The 16,002-nt window shown below is 73.4% G+C and carries 16 protein-coding genes; 7 read left to right on the forward strand and 9 right to left on the reverse strand.

Annotation, left to right across the window (positions count from 1 at the left end; genetic code table 11):
• The first annotated feature begins 8 nt into the window (after positions 1 to 8).
• Complete coding sequence (locus tag AB0M92_RS15825; protein WP_366102700.1) at positions 9 to 683, forward strand: AIM24 family protein; 675 nt, start codon at positions 9 to 11, stop codon at positions 681 to 683.
• Between the two features lie 38 nt (positions 684 to 721).
• Positions 722 to 922, forward strand: coding sequence for a hypothetical protein (locus AB0M92_RS15830; RefSeq protein ID WP_366102701.1), 201 nt, complete (start codon positions 722 to 724; stop codon positions 920 to 922).
• Between the two features lie 45 nt (positions 923 to 967).
• On the opposite strand, the gene AB0M92_RS15835 is transcribed toward AB0M92_RS15830, so the two are convergent.
• From AB0M92_RS15835 to zapE, 5 genes are all read right to left on the reverse strand, one after another.
• Positions 968 to 1,894, reverse strand: a complete 927-nt coding sequence (locus AB0M92_RS15835; RefSeq protein ID WP_366102702.1) for a polysaccharide deacetylase family protein — start codon at positions 1,892 to 1,894, stop codon at positions 968 to 970.
• 84 nt (positions 1,895 to 1,978) lie between these two features.
• The gene (locus AB0M92_RS15840; RefSeq protein ID WP_366102769.1) at positions 1,979 to 2,908 is read right to left on the reverse strand and encodes a PPK2 family polyphosphate kinase; all 930 of its coding nucleotides are present in this window, start codon (positions 2,906 to 2,908) and stop codon (positions 1,979 to 1,981) included.
• A gap of 93 nt (positions 2,909 to 3,001) precedes the next feature.
• Positions 3,002 to 4,342: an alkaline phosphatase PhoX gene (locus AB0M92_RS15845; protein ID WP_366102703.1), complete on the reverse strand. Its 1,341-nt coding sequence runs from the start codon at positions 4,340 to 4,342 to the stop codon at positions 3,002 to 3,004.
• 88 nt (positions 4,343 to 4,430) lie between these two features.
• Positions 4,431 to 4,856: an OsmC family protein gene (locus AB0M92_RS15850; protein WP_366102704.1), complete on the reverse strand. Its 426-nt coding sequence runs from the start codon at positions 4,854 to 4,856 to the stop codon at positions 4,431 to 4,433.
• A gap of 72 nt (positions 4,857 to 4,928) precedes the next feature.
• A complete protein-coding gene (gene zapE / locus AB0M92_RS15855) occupies positions 4,929 to 6,041 on the reverse strand; it encodes a cell division protein ZapE (RefSeq protein WP_366102705.1) in 1,113 nt (370 codons plus the stop codon).
• Between the two features lie 36 nt (positions 6,042 to 6,077).
• Between zapE and AB0M92_RS15860 the strand changes: the two genes are divergently transcribed.
• The 4 genes from AB0M92_RS15860 (at position 6,078) to msrB (ending at position 9,419) form a co-directional block, all read left to right on the forward strand.
• Positions 6,078 to 6,872 carry a pyrimidine reductase family protein gene (locus tag AB0M92_RS15860; RefSeq protein ID WP_366102706.1) on the forward strand — a complete coding sequence of 265 codons (795 nt, stop codon included), beginning with the start codon at positions 6,078 to 6,080 and terminating at the stop codon, positions 6,870 to 6,872.
• Between the two features lie 146 nt (positions 6,873 to 7,018).
• Entirely contained in the window at positions 7,019 to 7,486 is a 468-nt protein-coding gene (locus tag AB0M92_RS15865; protein WP_366102707.1) for an indole-3-glycerol phosphate synthase, read from the forward strand.
• 106 nt (positions 7,487 to 7,592) lie between these two features.
• Positions 7,593 to 8,990, forward strand: coding sequence for a UDP-N-acetylmuramate--L-alanine ligase (murC, locus tag AB0M92_RS15870; RefSeq protein ID WP_366102708.1), 1,398 nt, complete (start codon positions 7,593 to 7,595; stop codon positions 8,988 to 8,990).
• Between the two features lie 21 nt (positions 8,991 to 9,011).
• Positions 9,012 to 9,419 (forward strand): peptide-methionine (R)-S-oxide reductase MsrB, encoded by a 408-nt coding sequence (gene msrB / locus AB0M92_RS15875; protein ID WP_366102709.1) that lies wholly within the window; start codon positions 9,012 to 9,014, stop codon positions 9,417 to 9,419.
• Positions 9,420 to 9,447: 28 nt separating this feature from the next.
• Here msrB and AB0M92_RS15880 read toward each other — a convergent pair whose 3' ends face one another.
• The 4 genes from AB0M92_RS15880 to AB0M92_RS15895 form a co-directional block, all read right to left on the reverse strand.
• Positions 9,448 to 10,188 carry a hypothetical protein gene (locus AB0M92_RS15880; protein WP_366102710.1) on the reverse strand — a complete coding sequence of 247 codons (741 nt, stop codon included), beginning with the start codon at positions 10,186 to 10,188 and terminating at the stop codon, positions 9,448 to 9,450.
• A gap of 20 nt (positions 10,189 to 10,208) precedes the next feature.
• Complete coding sequence (locus AB0M92_RS15885) at positions 10,209 to 11,084, reverse strand: hypothetical protein (protein WP_366102711.1); 876 nt, start codon at positions 11,082 to 11,084, stop codon at positions 10,209 to 10,211.
• An 86-nt stretch (positions 11,085 to 11,170) separates the two neighbouring features.
• On the reverse strand, positions 11,171 to 11,635 hold the full coding sequence (locus AB0M92_RS15890) for a LuxR C-terminal-related transcriptional regulator (RefSeq protein ID WP_366102712.1): 465 nt from the start codon (positions 11,633 to 11,635) through the stop codon (positions 11,171 to 11,173).
• Positions 11,636 to 11,640: 5 nt separating this feature from the next.
• The gene (locus AB0M92_RS15895; protein WP_366102714.1) at positions 11,641 to 12,276 is read right to left on the reverse strand and encodes a LuxR C-terminal-related transcriptional regulator; all 636 of its coding nucleotides are present in this window, start codon (positions 12,274 to 12,276) and stop codon (positions 11,641 to 11,643) included.
• 442 nt (positions 12,277 to 12,718) lie between these two features.
• On the opposite strand from AB0M92_RS15895, the gene AB0M92_RS15900 reads away from it, so the two are divergent.
• On the forward strand, positions 12,719 to 15,940 hold the full coding sequence (locus AB0M92_RS15900) for a type 2 lanthipeptide synthetase LanM family protein (protein ID WP_366102715.1): 3,222 nt from the start codon (positions 12,719 to 12,721) through the stop codon (positions 15,938 to 15,940).
• Positions 15,941 to 16,002: the final 62 nt, after the last annotated feature.

Here is a 16,002-nt window from a genome sequence, read left to right on the forward strand (position 1 = left end):
TCGAGCGCATGAAGAGCGACCTTTTTGCGTCCGAGAACCTCGCCCAGCCCGCTGCCGCCCCCGGCATGACCCTCCAGAACGCCAAGTCCGTGAAGTACACCGTCAACGGTGAAATGCTCGCCCGGCAGGGCTCGATGGTCGCCTTCCGCGGAAACCTCCAGTTCGAGCGCAAGGGCCAGGGCATAGGCGGCATGCTCAAGCGCGCCGTCACCGGCGAGGGCCTCGCGCTGATGTCCGTACGCGGGCAGGGCGAGGCCTGGTTCGCGCACCAGGCGGGCAACTGCTTCATCATCGACTTCGAGCCGGGCGACGCGCTGACCATCAACGGGCGCAACGTGCTCTGTTTCGACCCGACGCTCTCCTACGAGATAAAGATGCTGAAGGGCGCCGGTATGACCGGTGGCGGCCTCTTCAACAGCCTCTTCACCGGTACCGGCAAGCTCGCCGTGATCTGCGACGGCCACCCGATCATCATTCCGGTCACCGCGCAGAACCCGGTGTACGTGGACACCGACGCGGTGGTCGGCTGGAGCGCCCGGCTGGAGACGGGCCTGCACCGCTCCCAGTCCGTCGGCTCGATGATCCGCGGCGGCTCCGGCGAGGCCGTGCAGCTGATGCTGCGCGGCGAGGGCTTCGTCATCGTCCGGCCCAGCGAGGTCACCGAGGCGGCGGCCGCGCACTGAGACCCGACTGCGCGGCGGAGCCGAGTACGCTCGCGGGCATGGAGGAAGTGGACGCGCCGACCGGGACCGAGTCGTACTGCACCGCCCCGGCGGCGCCCGCCGGGAGGGTGCCCGGGCCGCCGTACGCGGACTGCGTGGAGTGCGGCAAGCCCACCGAGTACGGGGTCGCGACCCCGGGCCGGGTGCTGTGCCCGGTGTGCGAGTGGCAGGACGCGCAGCGCTCGGCCTGTTCCGGCTGAGGCCGCGCCGCCACGGCGCCGCCACCGCGCCCGCTTCCCGGTGGGCTACTTCCCGATCAGCTCGGAGACCTTCACGAAGCGGTAGCCGCGCTTGCGCAGCTCCGGGACGATCTTGTGGATGGCCTCCTCGGTGACGGGGGCGGCGCTGCGCGTGCAGTGCATGACCACCACCGAGCCGGGCTTCACACCGGTGAGCACCTGCTCGGCCACCGCGTCCGGGTCCTTGGCGAAGGCGTCCCCGCTGACCACGTCCCACTGGACGGGCGTGACCTTGGCCGTGGAGACGGCCCGCAGCGCCTGGTCGTCGTAGCAGCCGCCGGGGAAGCGGAAGTACGGGACCGTGTTGAGCGCACCCGCCGTGCGGAAGGCGGCGAAGGCCCGGTCCACATCGGCCCGGGCGGCGGCCGCGTCGAGCGCGGGGAGCCCGTAGCAGGGCGAGGTGAAGGCGTGGTGGCTGTACGAGTGGTTCGCGATCTCGAAGTTCGGGTCGGTGCCGATGGCCTTGGCCTGGTCCGGGTACTGCTCGGCCCAGCGGCCGGTCATGAAGATCGTCGAGGGCACCTTCAGCGTGCGCAGGGTCGAGATGAGCTGCGGGTTGTCGAAGTGCTCCCCGTCCGCGGCGCGCTGCCCCTGGTCGGAGGTCATGTCGGCGTCGAAGGTCAGCGCGACGGTCTTGTCGGTCTGCTGCTTCGCCCGCTCGAAGACGGGGGTCAGGCCGTTCGGCCCGGGGGCCAGGGTCGGGGCCTTGGCGGGCGGCGGGGCGGCGGCCGGGGAGGAGCCGGTGGCCTGCGGCGCGCCGGCCGAAGCCGTGGCGGAGGGCGGAGCGGAGGCCCCGGGGGTGCCCATGCGGGCGGCCTGGTGGCCGGGGCCGGATGCGGAGCTGCCGCTACCGCCTCCGCATCCGGTGAGGGCGGTGCAGAGAGCGGCACTGAGGGCGGCCGCGACCACCACATTGCGCACAGAAAGGGTCACGGACGCAAAATATATGACCATCTGCCAAGCAGATCGCAGCGGCGCCGGGGCAGGCATACGAATCGCCCGCCCGTGTGACGGGCATCAGGTCTCCAGCAGTCGCTTCCGGCTCTCCTCCACGTCGAAACCGGCCTGCGGATAGCGCGGATCCAGCTCCTCCAGATGCTCCAGCAGCAGCTTGCAGATCGCCCAGTTGCGGTACCACTTCCGGTTCGCCGGGACCACGTACCAGGGCGCGGCGTCGGTGGAGCAGCGCTGCAGGGCCAGCTCGTACGCGTGCTGGTACTCGGGCCACAGGACGCGGTCCTCGATGTCGCCCGGGCTGAACTTCCAGTGCTTGTCGGGGTTGTCCAGCCGTTCCAGCAGCCGCTCGCGCTGCTCCTCGTAGCCGATGTGGAGGAAGACCTTGACCAGCGTGACGCCGTCGTCCGCGAGGGACTGCTCGAACCGGTTGATCTGGGCGTAGCGGCGGTTCAGCTGACTGCGCGACACCAGCTCGCGGACACGGGCGATGAGGACGTCCTCGTAGTGCGAGCGGTCGAAGATGCCGATCTCGCCCGCCGGGGGGAGGGCCTTCCTGATGCGCCAGAGGAAGGGGTGCTCGCGCTCCTCCTGCGTGGGCGTCTTGAAGGACCTGACCCGGCAGCCGGCTGGGTTGAGGAGGCCGATCACGTGTTTCACCGTGCCGCCCTTGCCGCTGGTGTCCGTGCCCTGGAGGACGAGCAGGACCCGGCGGCGGTCGCCCGCGGTGCTCGCCGCGTACAGCCGCTCCTGGAGGGCGGCGAGTGGCCCGGCCAGCGCGGCGGTGGCGGCGAGGCCCGCGGCCTTGCCGGCCGGGCCGCCGGGGGTCGAGGCGGGATCGAAGGCGCCGAGGTCGAGGCGCTCGCCGACCGGCGCGCGGAGCAACGGGCGCAGGGGGGCGTCCTCGGCGTCCTTGTTCTTCCGGCCGGACTTCTTGCCGCTCTTCGTGCCGCTCTTCTTGCCCTCGTCGGCCTTCTTGCTCTCCTTGGTCACAGCCACCTACCCCGATCCGGTCGATTCCTCCGATGATCCATCAGAACGGACGGGGTCGCGAGGGCGCGGCGGCCGGGCGGCGGGGCCGGCAGGTCAGTGCCAGGGCCCCGTCACGGCGAAGGTGGTCCCCGGGGCGTAGGCGTTGACGTACATCGTCCGCCCGTCGGGGGAGAAGGTGACCCCGGCGAACTCGCCCCACTCCGGCGTCCCGGGCCGGCCGATGTCCTCGGCGCCCCGGGCCATCGGGTAGACCTCGCCGCCCGGCGTGAGGCCGAAGACGTACTGCGCCCCGCCGCCGTCCTCGCACACCATCAGGCCGCCGTCCGGGGCCAGGCAGATGTTGTCGGGGGAGTCCCCGGGCAACTGGATGTCGGTCGCCGGACCGAAGAGCACGTCCAGCCGGATCGTGGAGCGCCGCGGGTCGTGGAACCAGACCTGGCCGTGATGGTCGGCGGGCGCCCCTTCGAGGCGGCGGGCGTAGCTGGAGACGAAGTGGACGCCTCCGTCGCCCCAGTAACAGCCCTCCAGTTTCTGCGCGTGGGTGATCCCGCCCGGACCGAAGTCCTGCAACCGGATGGGGGTCCGCGCCGCCGAGGGGTCCGGCACGGGGACCCACTCGACCGGGAACTCGGCGCCGGGCTCGGCCACGACGGAGAGGTCGGCCAGCCCCGGGACGCGCATGGCGTGGAGGGTGCCGCCGGCCCGCAGGGAGCCGGGGCCGGCGAGAGGCCGCGCGGGCAGGAAGCGGTAGAAGAGACCGAAGGGCCGGATGAAGGCGTCCTCGGTCTCGTAGACGGTCCCGCGGTACGGGTCGACGGCGACGGCCTCGTGCGCGAAGCGGCCCATCGCGGTGAGCGGGACGGCTCCGCAGCGGTACGGGTCGGCGGGATCGACCTCGAAGACGTAGCCGTGGTCCTCGGTGTAGCCGGAGGTCCCGGCGCGGTCCTCGGTCTCCTCGCAGCTGAGCCAGGTGTTCCAGGGGGTCCGGCCGCCCGCGCAGTTGACGGCGGTGCCGGCGAGGGCGACGCGCTCGGCGGTGACGGTACCGTCCCGGTCGAGCTCCAGGACGGTGCAGCCGCCGAGGGCGTGGGGGTCGTACGTGAGGCCCTCGACGGCGGGGACGCGCAGGGCGGCGGTGGTGCGGTTCTCGTGGTTGCGGACGAGGCGGACGCGGCCGGAGCCGGCGTCGAAGGCGGCCATGCCGTCACAGTTGGCCGGTACGGGGCCTTCGCCGGAGCGCAGGGGGTCGCCGGCGCGGGAGAGCACGCGGTAGCGGAACCCGGCGGGCAGGTCGAGCAGCTTGCGGGGGTCGGGCACCAGCGGGCCGTACCCCTGCCGCGGCAGCGGGACGGCGCGGGAGCTGCCGGCGAAGACGGAGCCGAGGGCTCCGCTGAAGGCGATCGAGGCGAGCAGGGTGCGGCGGGTGAGAGACATCGGCGGCTCCCGGGGCGAGGGGGGTGACGGGCCCGTGGTACCACGAGCCCCTACCCCCCCGCCTCGGACGCGCCGGGTCGCCGGACCGCTAGATCAGCTCCGCGCTCAGGGTGATCGTCGTGCCGGTCAGCGCCTGGCTGACCGGGCAGTTCTTCTTGGCGTCCTCGGCGGCGGCGGCGAAGCCCTCCGCGTCCAGGCCGGGAACCTCGGCGCGCACCGACAGGTGGATGCCGGTGATGCCCTCGCCCGGCTGGAAGGTCACGTCGGCCTTGGTCTCCACCCGGGTGGGAGGGGTGCCGGCCCCGTCGAGGCCGTGCGAGAGGGCCATCGAGTAGCAGCTGGAGTGCGCGGCGGCGATCAGCTCTTCCGGGCTGGTCTTGCCGTTCGCGGCCTCGGCGCGCGAGGGCCAGGAGACGTCGAACGAACCCTGACCCGAGGAGTCGAGGGTGACGACACCGGCACCCTTGAGCAGGTTGCCTTCCCAGTTGGTGTGCGCGGTACGCGTGGTGGCCATGGTGGATCCCTTCGGAAGATGTGGGGAACTGCCGGACCGCCCCGGTGACGGGTCGGGCCGGCGTCCCCAAACCTACTGGGACACCAGGGGTTTCGCGTCGCGCGCCAGTGCGGTGAGCCTTGAGATGGCCCGGAAGTACTTCTTGCGGTAGCCGCCGTTCAGCATTTCTTCACTGAAGAGCCCGTCGAAGGGGACGCCGGACGCCAGGACCGGTATCTCCCGGTCGTACAGGCGGTCGGCGAGGACCACGAGGCGCAGCGCCGTCGACTGGTCCGGCACCGGGCCGACGTCGGTCAGGCAGACCGCCGCCACGCCGTCCGTGAGGGCGCCGTACCGGCTGGGGTGGACCTTGGCCAGGTGCTCCAGCAGCCCCGGGAAGTCGTCCAGGCTCGCGCCCTCGGTCGCGTACGCGGCCTTCGTGACCTGCTCGTCCGAGAACGGGGCCGGGGCCTGCGGCAGCCCGCGGTGGCGGTAGTCCTGGCCGTCGATGCGCAGCGGGCGGAAGTGCGCCGAGAGCCCCTGGATCTCCCGCAGGAAGTCCGCGGCGGCGAACCGGCCCTCGCCGAGCTTGCCGGGCAGGGTGTTGGAGGTGGCGGCCAGCGCCACGCCCTGCTCGACCAGCCTGCTCAGCAGCGAGGAGACGAGGACGGTGTCGCCGGGGTCGTCCAGCTCGAACTCGTCGATGCACAGGAGGCGGTGGCCGCCCAGCGTCTGGACCGTCTGCTGGAAGCCCAGTGCCCCGACCAGGTTGGTCAGTTCCACGAAGGTGCCGAAGGCCTTGAGCGCGGGCTCGGCCGGGGTGGCGTGCCAGAGGGAGGCCAGCAGGTGGGTCTTGCCGACTCCGTAGCCGCCGTCGAGGTAGACCCCGCGCGGGCCGGTGGCGACCGGGGCCTTCTTCGCGAACCAGCGGCGCTTTGCGCCGCCGCTCGCGTGGGCCCCGCCCAGCCCGGCGGCGAAGCCGCTGAGCACGGTGACGGCCTCGGTCTGGCTCGGCTGACCGGGGTCGGGGTCGTACGTGTCGAAGCGCACCGAGTCGAAACGCGGAGGCGGCACCATCTCGGCCACCAGCCGCTCGGCGGGCACCCGCGGCTCGCGGGCGCACAGGGCCTGCGGCCCGGCCTCGGCCGGGCCGGCTATCGGGGGTCGCCCGTAGGTGGATCCGGAGGTTGAGAGTGATGTTGACACAGCTCTTAACTCTACGGGGCGTGGCACACTGCACCGATGCGACGCCTGTTCCCTGTGACCGATCAGACATCGGCCGACCCGACATCGGCCCCCGCGGACCGCAGTGACCGCGAGTGGTCGCTGGACGAGCTGGCGGAGGCGTACGCGTACCCCGCGCTCGGCCCGGAGGGGCACTGGCTGCGGGCCAACATGGTCTCCACCCTGGACGGCGCGGCCCAGCACGACGGGCGCTCGCAGCCGATCTCCAGCGAGACCGACATGCGGATCTTCGGCACCCTGCGGGCGCTGGCCGATGTGGTGGTGGTCGGCGCCGAAACGGTTCGCCAGGAGGGGTACCGCCCGGCGCGGGCCCGGGAGGCCTTCGCGGCCCGGCGCGCGGCCGCCGGACAGGGCCCCGCCCCCGCCATCGCGGTGGTCACGGCGAGCCTGGACCTGGATTTCTCGCTGCCCCTGTTCACCTCCCCCCTCGTGCCGACCCTCGTGGTGACCGGGGCGGCCGCACCCGCCGAACGGGTGGCGGCGGCCGCCTCGGCCGGGGCCGAGGTCGTACTGGCGGGCGACGGGGCGGCCGTGGATCCGGCCCGGATCGTACGGGAGCTGGCGGACCGGGGGCTGCGCCGCCAGCTCACCGAGGGCGGTCCCCGGCTGCTGGGGCAGTTCGTGGCCGCCGACGCGCTGGACGAGCTGTGCCTGACGATCTCGCCGATGCTGGCCGCGGGCGGGGCCCAGCGGATCTCCGGAGGGCCCCCGGTGGCCGTGCCGCACCGGCTCGCGCCCGCCTCCGTACTGGAGGAGGCCGGGTTCCTCTACACGAGCTACCGTCGGATCTGAGAAGGAGCGGAATTTGTTGTTCCGCTTAGCTTCCGGTGGGCACATACCTGGGCAGATATATCCACGCAAGGTTCCGCGTGAGCGGGGCAGGATGGTTTCCGCAGGGGCCGGCCGACCGGCCCTGGCCCATGAAGGAGAGGGCGTCCGTGTTCACGAGCGTTTTGATGATCGAGCAGCCGCTGACCAGCGTCGACGTGGACTTCGTCACCAGCCTGCACGGGGACGACCCGGTCTCCTTCCTCGTCCTCATGCAGCCCCGGGGCGACCAGGACCGGCTGCTGCGCGCCATCGACGACGTGGCACTCGGCGAGATCCCCGACGCGCTCCGCGAGGCCGACGTACCGGAGGGCCACGCCGCCCGCGGCCCGGCCGAGCAGGCACTCGTCCACTCCCTGGAGGCCCTGCGCAAGAAGGGCGCCAAGGCCAGCGGGCAGATCATCGAGAACCACCCGCTCGACAAGCTCAGGGCCGTCGTCGAGGAGTCGAACGCCGACGAGGTGATCGTCCTGACCGCCCCGCACTTCGTCGAGGAGTTCTTCCACCGGGACTGGGCCTCCCGCGCGCGCCACAAGGTCGGGGTTCCGGTGCTCAAGCTCTTCGCCCACAACGAATAGGCTGGCGTCCGACACACGCGCCGGGACGTACCGGCCGGGGGGCACCGCCCCCTGCCACGTCCCGCGTACTGATTCCGTACCGACCCGCACCTTGGGGAGATCCCGTATGACGCCGCCCGGCCTGCCGAACGCCATGGAACGCCCGCACTTCATCGGCATCGGCGGCGCCGGGATGTCCGGCATCGCGAAGATCCTCGCCCAGCGCGGCGCGCGGGTCGCCGGCAGCGACGCCAAGGACTCCGAGACCGCCCAGGCGCTGCGCGCCCACGGCGCCACGGTCCACATCGGGCACGCGGCCGGGCACCTCGCCCCCGACGCCACCTGCGTCGTCGTCTCCAGCGCCATCCGCGCCGACAACCCGGAGCTGGCGCGCGCCGCCGAGCTCGGCGTCCCCGTCGTGCACCGCTCCGACGCCCTGGCCGCCCTGATGGACGGCCTGCGGCCGATCGCCGTCGCCGGTACGCACGGCAAGACCACCACCACCTCGATGCTGGCGGTGTCGCTGTCGGCGCTGGGCCTGGACCCCTCGTACGCGATCGGCGGGGACCTGGACGCCCCCGGATCCAACGCCCACCACGGTGAGGGCGACGTCTTCGTGGCGGAGGCGGACGAGAGCGACCGCAGCTTCCACAAGTACACCCCGCAGGTCGCGATCATCTTGAACGCGGAGCTCGACCACCACGCGAACTACGCGTCGATGGACGAGATCTACGAGTCCTTCGAGACCTTCGTCGGCAAGATCGAGCCCGGTGGCACCCTGGTCGTCGCCCACGGGCAGGAGGGCGCCGCCGAGATCGCCGCCCGGGTCCGCGGCACGGAGGGCCTGCGCGTCGTCACGTACGGCGAGGAGGAGGGCGCCGACGTCCGGATCACGAAGATCACCCCGCGCGGTCTGACCAGCGAGGTCACCGTGGTCATCGACGGCCGGATGCTCACCTTCACCGTCTCCGTGCCCGGCCGCCACTACGCGCACAACGCCGTCGCCGCCCTCGCCGCCGGTGTGGCCCTCGGCATCCCGGCGCACAACCTGGCCTCCGCCCTCGGCAAGTACACCGGCGTCAAGCGCCGCCTCCAGCTCAAGGGCGAGGCCTCGGGCGTGCAGGTCATCGACTCCTACGCGCACCACCCGACCGAGATGACCGCCGACCTGGAGGCCATCCGCGGCGCCGCCGGGGACTCGCGGATCCTGGTCGTCTTCCAGCCGCACCTCTTCTCCCGCACCCAGGAGCTGGGCAAGGAGATGGGCCAGGCCCTCGCCCTCGCCGACTCCGCGGTGGTCCTCGACATCTACCCGGCCCGCGAGGACCCGATCCCCGGCATCACCAGCGAGATCATCATCGCGGCCGCCCGCAGCGCCGGCGCCGACGTCACCGCCGAGCACGACAAGGCCGAGGTCGCCGACGTCATCGCGGGAATGGCGAAGCCCGGTGATCTCGTTCTCACCATGGGCGCGGGTGACGTCACGGACCTGGGTCCGGCGATCCTGGCCCGCCTGGCGGACTGAGAACGAGGGAGCGGGAGAGTCATGTCGTACGAGGTCGAGAAGACGGACGAGCAGTGGCAGGCGGAGCTGACGCCGTCCGAGTACCAGGTGCTGCGCCTGGCGGGCACCGAGCCGGCGTTCCACGGTGAGTACACCGACACCAAGACGGCCGGCGTCTACTCCTGTCGCGCCTGTGGCTCCGAGCTCTTCCGCTCCACCGAGAAGTTCGAGTCGCACTGCGGCTGGCCGTCCTTCTACGACCCGAAGGACTCCGACGCCGTCGAGCTGAAGACGGACGCCTCGCACGGCATGGTCCGCACCGAGGTCCTCTGCGCGAAGTGCGGCTCCCACCTCGGACACGTGTTCGAGGGTGAGGGCTATCCCACCCCCACCGACCAGCGCTACTGCATCAACTCCATCTCGCTGCGCCTGGCGCCCGACGAGGGCTGAGCGAAGGGCGGCCGCGCGGGGGTCCCGGTCAGGCCCCCGCCCGGTCCAGGGCCGGGAGGAACTGGTCGTAGAAGGCCGTCTTGAGCTGCAGCGAGCGCTCCGTCAGCTCCCTGAAGCAGTCGCTCGACTCCTCCCGGGCCAGGAGTTCCACCACCCGCGCGGCCAGACGGTCGGAGTGGGAGCCGGAGAGCGGCGTCGCCCCCGCGAGGGGCCGGGTCTTCGCGTCATGCACGTGGTGCGGGTGGTAGAAGCGCGAGCGGTCCTTCCCCGCGGGGGAGAACCGGGGCCCCATCCGCTCCCACAGCCGTCCGTACTCCACCGAGACCAGGACCTCGCCCCAGAACCGCAGCACCGTGAGCAGCCGCAGGTCGCCGTTGTCGTGGGCGCCGGATTCGGCGATCAGCTCGAAGGCGTCGCCGAGGGCGCGCCGCGTCGCGGCGGTCGGCCTCGATGCGACCAGGGCGTCCCTGGAGACCCCGAGCCGGCGCAGGTCGTGCGTCATGTCCTCGCGGTGCGAGGGCGTGTGCCCGTTCCCTCCCGGGTACTCCTCGCGCAGCAGGACACGGGCGATCCGCCGGCCCGTCCCGTCGCGCAGCAGGTCGATCGCCAGATCGTAGAACGGGGTGAAGGCGAGGGAGGCGAAGCGCCGCTGGAGCAGGAGGGCGCGGAAGTCCTCGTCCGCCAGCAGCGCGATGTTCGCCAGGACCGGGTGCTCCCTGAACCGCGCGATCAGCGCGTCCTCGAACGCGTCCAGCTCGTGCATGGCCATGGCTCGTACCCCTCCGCGGTTCACAGGCCGATGTTCCCGATGGAGTTGCGCCAGTCGCCCAGGTCCACGTCGTGACCGATGCGCCACAGGGTGTCGAGCTCCTTGCGCACCTCCGCGCCCATGACGGTGTCGTCGCCGTCGATCTCGGTCTGGGTGGAGTCGATGGCGAGCTGCCCGTGCAGGAACGAACTCACCAGGAAGTGGCCGTCGACCTTGAACACGGCGATCGAGGGAAGGGAGTTGTACACGCGCACCCGCAGCTGTGACCGGCGCTCCGGCCGGATTCCCAGGCAGAGCTCGGCGAGGCCGGCCAGGCACCGCTCCACGCTCGCCTTCACGTCCACCGCGAGGGCGCGATCGCGTACGGCCGTCAGCGCCTCGTCGCGCAATCCCGCCGCGGGCGACGACGGGTGCAGCAGCATGATGCGCACCGGCACCTGCCGGTCGACGATCGCCTTGCGCAGCGCGGGCTCGATGTGCTCCAGATTGGGGATCCAGGTCTGCAGGATGACGACCTCCTGGACGGCGTCGTTCGCGTACCGCGTGAACTCGTCCTCGGGGAAGCGCCGGTGGACCCGGACCACCCCGCTGTAGTGCTCCTGCTTGAGCCGCTGCGCGACCGAGTCGATGTCCAGCTTGGAGAGGTGCGCCTCGATGTTCGCGTCCAGCGCGCCGACTTGTGCCTGGACGTCGTCGAGCTTCCTCAGGCGGTCGATCTCCAGCAGGAGGAACACCGTGACCGTGCTCAGGATGAGCAGCGTGACCTTGGGGAGCGCACCCCCGGGCGCCAACGCGTCGAGCCAGCCGAAGAGATCCGCGAGCAGCACCACGACACCGGACGCGGCCATCAGGCCCAGCGCGATCCGTTCCGCCCGATAGCGAAAATCACCGCTCATGCCGCACCGGCCCCCGGCGTGCCGTCATGGGCGACGGCCTTGCCCCGAGCTCCCGTCCCGGAGGCGTGTTCGGCGCGGGACCGGTCTCAGATGAGGCTGTGGCGGACGGCACGGGCCACGGCGTGGGCGCGGTTGCGGGCCTGGAGGCGGGACATGAGTTCATAGATCACGTTCTTGATCGTGTGCTCCGAGCAGGACAGGGTGCGGGCGATCACCGCGTTGCCGTGGCCCTCCGCCATCAGCGTGAGCACCGCGGTCTGGCGGGCCGTGAGCCGGGGGGCGTCGGGCGGGGCCGCCGCGGACCGGGTGGCCGGGGTGCTCGCGGAAGGGGCTCCGGGGGAGGGGGCTCCGGCCGAGGTGGCCGCGCCGAGCAGGCGGACCAGGGCCGGGTAGGGCATCAGGCCGTCCCCGGCCTGGCGCAGCAGGGTCAGCCGGTCCGGGGCCGCGGGGATCCGTACGGGCGCGAGCTCGTGGAGCTCGCGTACCTCGTGGAGCTCGCGTACGTCGTGCAGCTCGCGCGTCTCGCGCGTCTCGCGCGTCAGTTCGGCCACGGCGCTCACAGCAGGCCCACCCGCATCGCGTAGGCGACCGCGTGGGCGCGGTTGCGGAGCCGGAACCGCTGGGTGATGTCGTGGACGACGCTCGTCACGGTCCGCGGCGAGTAACACAGCTGCTTGGCTATCTCGTTCGTCTCGTGGCCGTCGGCGACCAGCCGCAGCACACTGCGCTCCCGGTCGCTCAGGCCCGCCGCAGCCCACGGGTCCGTGCCCCCGTCGGAGCCGCCGGCCGCCCGGCCGCCGGCGCCGGAGCGCTCCAGCAGCCGGTCCAGGAGGTCCGGCGGCAGCGTGCAGTCGCCCCGGGAGGCCGCCAGTACGGCGCGCGAGAGGCGGGTGACGTCCGCCTCCCGGCGGCGCAGCAGGCCGCGGGCGCCGGCCGCGATGGCGTGCAGGGCGCCGTCGGGGGCCAACTCGCCCGCCACCAGCACCACATCGGGGCGGGCCGGGGTGTCGCGGACGGTGCGCAGGACGTCGAGCTCGGGCCGGCCGACCTGGTCCACGGTCATGACCACGACCCGCGGGGCCTCGCCCGCGGCGGTCAGGGAGACCTCGGGGCAGGCGAACAGGGTGCTCTTGGTTCCGGCTTCCAGCACGGGGTCGAATGCGACGACGTCGACAGGGACGGGTACTCCCACCAGGTCCTCCGATGATCATCCGCCGGCCGGTGTGCCGGACAGGGCGGAAGGGGCACTGCACACAGGCTGCGGGTGGGGGGCCGGGAGCGGCATCGGGTCGCAGCCCCCACATTTGTGAAGGGCCGCTTCCACGGGCGCGGTTCCCCTACGGCCACGGGGTGTCCGGCGGGCCGGGCGCAAGCCCGTGTACTGGTCGTACCCGGGATTTCGCCCGGTGCGGCGAACGCGCGTGCCGGACGTCGCGGGCGGGCGGGACTTCGCGGACGCCCCCCGGGCCCTCCGGCGCGTCCACGACCTGCCGGAACCCGTACGCCGGGGCCCGGCCGGAGGCCTCCGCACCACCCCTGCCCGCAGGCCCGCGGCCCCCGTGGGGGGCGGGCCCACGGAATATGGGGGATCGGCCCCCATGTGCGCGGGCCCCGCACTCTGCGAGTTTTCTCCTGTGACCAACACCGCCACCACCGTCGAAGAATCCCAGGTCGGCGGCCTGGCCCCCTCCTGGTGGGCCCGGGCCCTGAACCTGCGGGAGCGGCTCGCCGCCCCGGGTGCCCCGGTACCCGCGCCGGCCGACGCCCCCCACAGCCGACCGGCCTCCTGGTCCCTGGGTGACGCGGACGGATTCGCGGCCCGGCTGGCGAGCCTGGGTGTCACGCAGGACGCGGCGTACGCCCTCGCGGCGGAGGCCCCCGGCCGGCTGGCCGCCCGTGCGGCCAAGCCCGAATGGGCCCGCTCCGTCGAGCGGATGGTGGCCGCGGCCCCCGCCGAGGTCCCGGCCGCGTCCCCCGCCGGTGCCCCCGACGAGCTCCCGGCGGCGGACGCGGAAGGCGCCGCGGTGTTCCTGCCCGCGCTGCGCCCCCTGATCGGCTGTGCCTGGGAGCGGGCGGCCGCCCGCCTCCACCTCGCCGAGGGCGAACTCGACGTCGTACGGGCCGCCTTCGAGGAGCGCCTCGGCGACCGGCTGGTCCGCCAGTGCGCCCGCACCCTGGTTCGCGAGCTCCACCGGGCCCGGGCCGAAGGCCTGTTGGCGGGGGAGGGCCCGCGCGAGCGGTTCGCGGACTTCGTGGGCCGGCTCGGCACCCGCCAGGGCCTCGCCGGGCTGTTCACCCGCCACCCGGTGCTGGCCCGGATGCTCGGCCAGGCCTGCGGACAGGCGGCCGAGGCCACCGTGGAGCTGTTCGCCCGCTTCACCGCCGACCGCCCGCAGATCGTCGCGGGCCTGCTGGACGGCACGGACCCGGGGGCCCTCGTACGGGTGGACCTCGGCCGGGGCGACGTCCACCAGGGCAACCGGTCCGTGGCCCTGCTGAGCTTCGCCGGCGGCGCGACCGTCGTCTACAAGCCCCGCCCGCTCGACCAGCACGTCCTGCTGGACCGGACGGTCGGCTGGGCCAACGCCAAGGTGGCGGGTCTGGGCCTGCGGACCCCGCGTTCGGTGCGCGGCGAGGGCTACGGCTGGCTGGAGTTCATCGAGCACGGCTGGTGCTCCACGCCCACCGAACTGGACCGCTTCTACCGGCGCCAGGGCGCGCTGCTCGCCCTGCTCTACGCGATCGACGGCGTGGACATGCACTACGAGAACGTCATCGCCTGCGGTGACCAGCCGGTGCTGGTGGACGCCGAGACCCTGCTGCACGCCGGGCTGCCGACGGCCGTGACCTGCGGCTCCGACCCGGCTGCGGAGGCCCTGGAGGCCTCGGTGTACCGCACCTGCCTGCTGCCGAGCCTGCTGATCGGCGAGAACGGCGCCATGGACATCTCGGCCCTCGGCGGCGGGGACGGCGGCTCCTACCCGAGCGACGGACTGCGCTGGGAGGCCGCCGGAACGGACGGGATGCGGCTGCTGCGCGCCCCGGTGGCCACCGGGGCCGGACAGAACCGGCCGGGCCCGCAGGGCAGGACGGCCGGCCACGCCGACCACCGCGCGGCGCTGCTGGAGGGGTTCCGCGCCGGATACGACGCGATCACCGAGCACCGGGCGGAACTGCTGGGCACCGGGACGGCCGACGGAGGGCTGCTGGCCCGCTGGGCCACCAGCCCGGGGCGCCTGATCGCCCGCTCGACCCGCCTCTACACGACCCTGCTCGACGAGTCCACCCACCCCGACCTGCTGCGCGACGCGCTGACCCGGGACACCGTGCTCGCCGTGCTCTGGACGGAGTCCGAGCACGACCCGGCGCGCCGGCGGCTGATCGAGGACGAGATCGCCGACCTGTGGTCCGGGGACGTGCCCCTCTTCTTCCACCACCCCTCGGACACCGCGCTGACGACCTCCCGGGGCAGCCGCCTCGACGGGGTGCTGCCGGCCCCGAGCCTGCACGCCGCCCGGGCCAAGATCGCCGCGATGGGTGAGGTGGACCGCCACGACCAGGAGTGGATCATCTCGGCCACGCTCGCCGTCACCGGGGCCAACCTCAGCGTCGGCGGCCCGCGTTCGACCCTGGCGGGTCCCGCCGGGCCGGTGGTCGTCCCCGAGCCCTCCCGGCTGCTGGCCGCGGCCTGCGGGATCGCCGACGAGATCGCGGCCCGGGCGGTGCACGGCGCGGACCGCGTCAACTGGCTGGGCCTGGAGCAGGTCTGCGGAGACCACTGGGCCGTCCTGCCGATGGGCGGCGGGCTCGCCCAGGGCTACTGCGGGGTCGCGCTCTTCCTGGCCCAGCTCGGCGCCCTGACCGGGGCCGAGCGGTACACCGCGCTGGCCCGGCAGGCCGTACGGCCGCTGCCCGCGCTGCTCGCCGCGCTCGCCGCCGACCCCGAGCTGGGGGCCGCGGTGGGACCCGGCGCCCTGCACGGGATCGGCGGCATCGTCTACACGCTGGCCCGGCTGGCCCCGCTGCTCGGCGGGGACCTGGCCGGCGCTCTGCCCGACGCGCTCGCCGCCCTGGAACGCGCCGCCCTGGCGGAGGGGGAGGAAGGCGCCGAAGGGCCGGCCGGGGTGGCCGACGGTCTCGCCGGAGCCCTGGCCGCCGCGGTCGCCGCGCAGCGCACGTACGGGTCCGTGGCGCGGGACGTGGCCCGGCGGCTCGCCGACCGGCTGCTGGTCCGGGCCGAGAAGATCCTCGCCGAACAGCGCCCCGCGGCCCCCGGCTTCGCCCACGGCGACGCCGGCATCGGCTGGGCCCTGCTGCGCCACGCCGCCTCCCTGGAGGAGGCGGGGGAGCCGGGGGCCGCGTACGCCCGGGCCGGCGCGGCCCTGCTGCGCCCCGCGCTGGACGAGGCCCTGCTGCGCCCCGCCGACCTCGACTGGCACGAGGGCCTCGCGGGCACCGCGCTGGCGGCCGCCGCCGTACTCGGGAGCGACGCATGCGGAGCCGACGCGCCGGGGATCACCGGGCAGCCGGTCCCGGTGGCGGAACTCGACCGGTGCGCGGCGCTGTTGGGCGCACCCAGCACCTCACCCGACCTCGGCCTGCACCGCGGCGCCCTCGGATCCCTGGAACTGCTCGGCCTGCTCGCCGGGCAGGGGCACGAGGGGGCCGGGGCCGCCCTCGGCCACCGCGCCGGGGAGGTTCTCGGCCGACTTGAGGATCACGGCCACCGCTGCGGCACCCCCGACCACGTACCGTCCCCCGGCTTCCTCACCGGCCTCTCCGGCATCGGATACGCCCTGCTCAGGCTGGGCTTCCCGGCGAGCGTCCCGTCCGTCCTGCTCCTCGAAACCGCATAGCGCACCGCGCACTTCGGCACTTCAGCACTGAGCACCACTCCCCTCAGGCATCGAGAAAGGTA

Origin of the sequence: Streptomyces sp. NPDC051582, assembly GCF_040681715.1 — a bacterium.
In the GTDB taxonomy this organism is placed as follows: Bacteria; Actinomycetota; Actinomycetes; order Streptomycetales; family Streptomycetaceae; genus Streptomyces.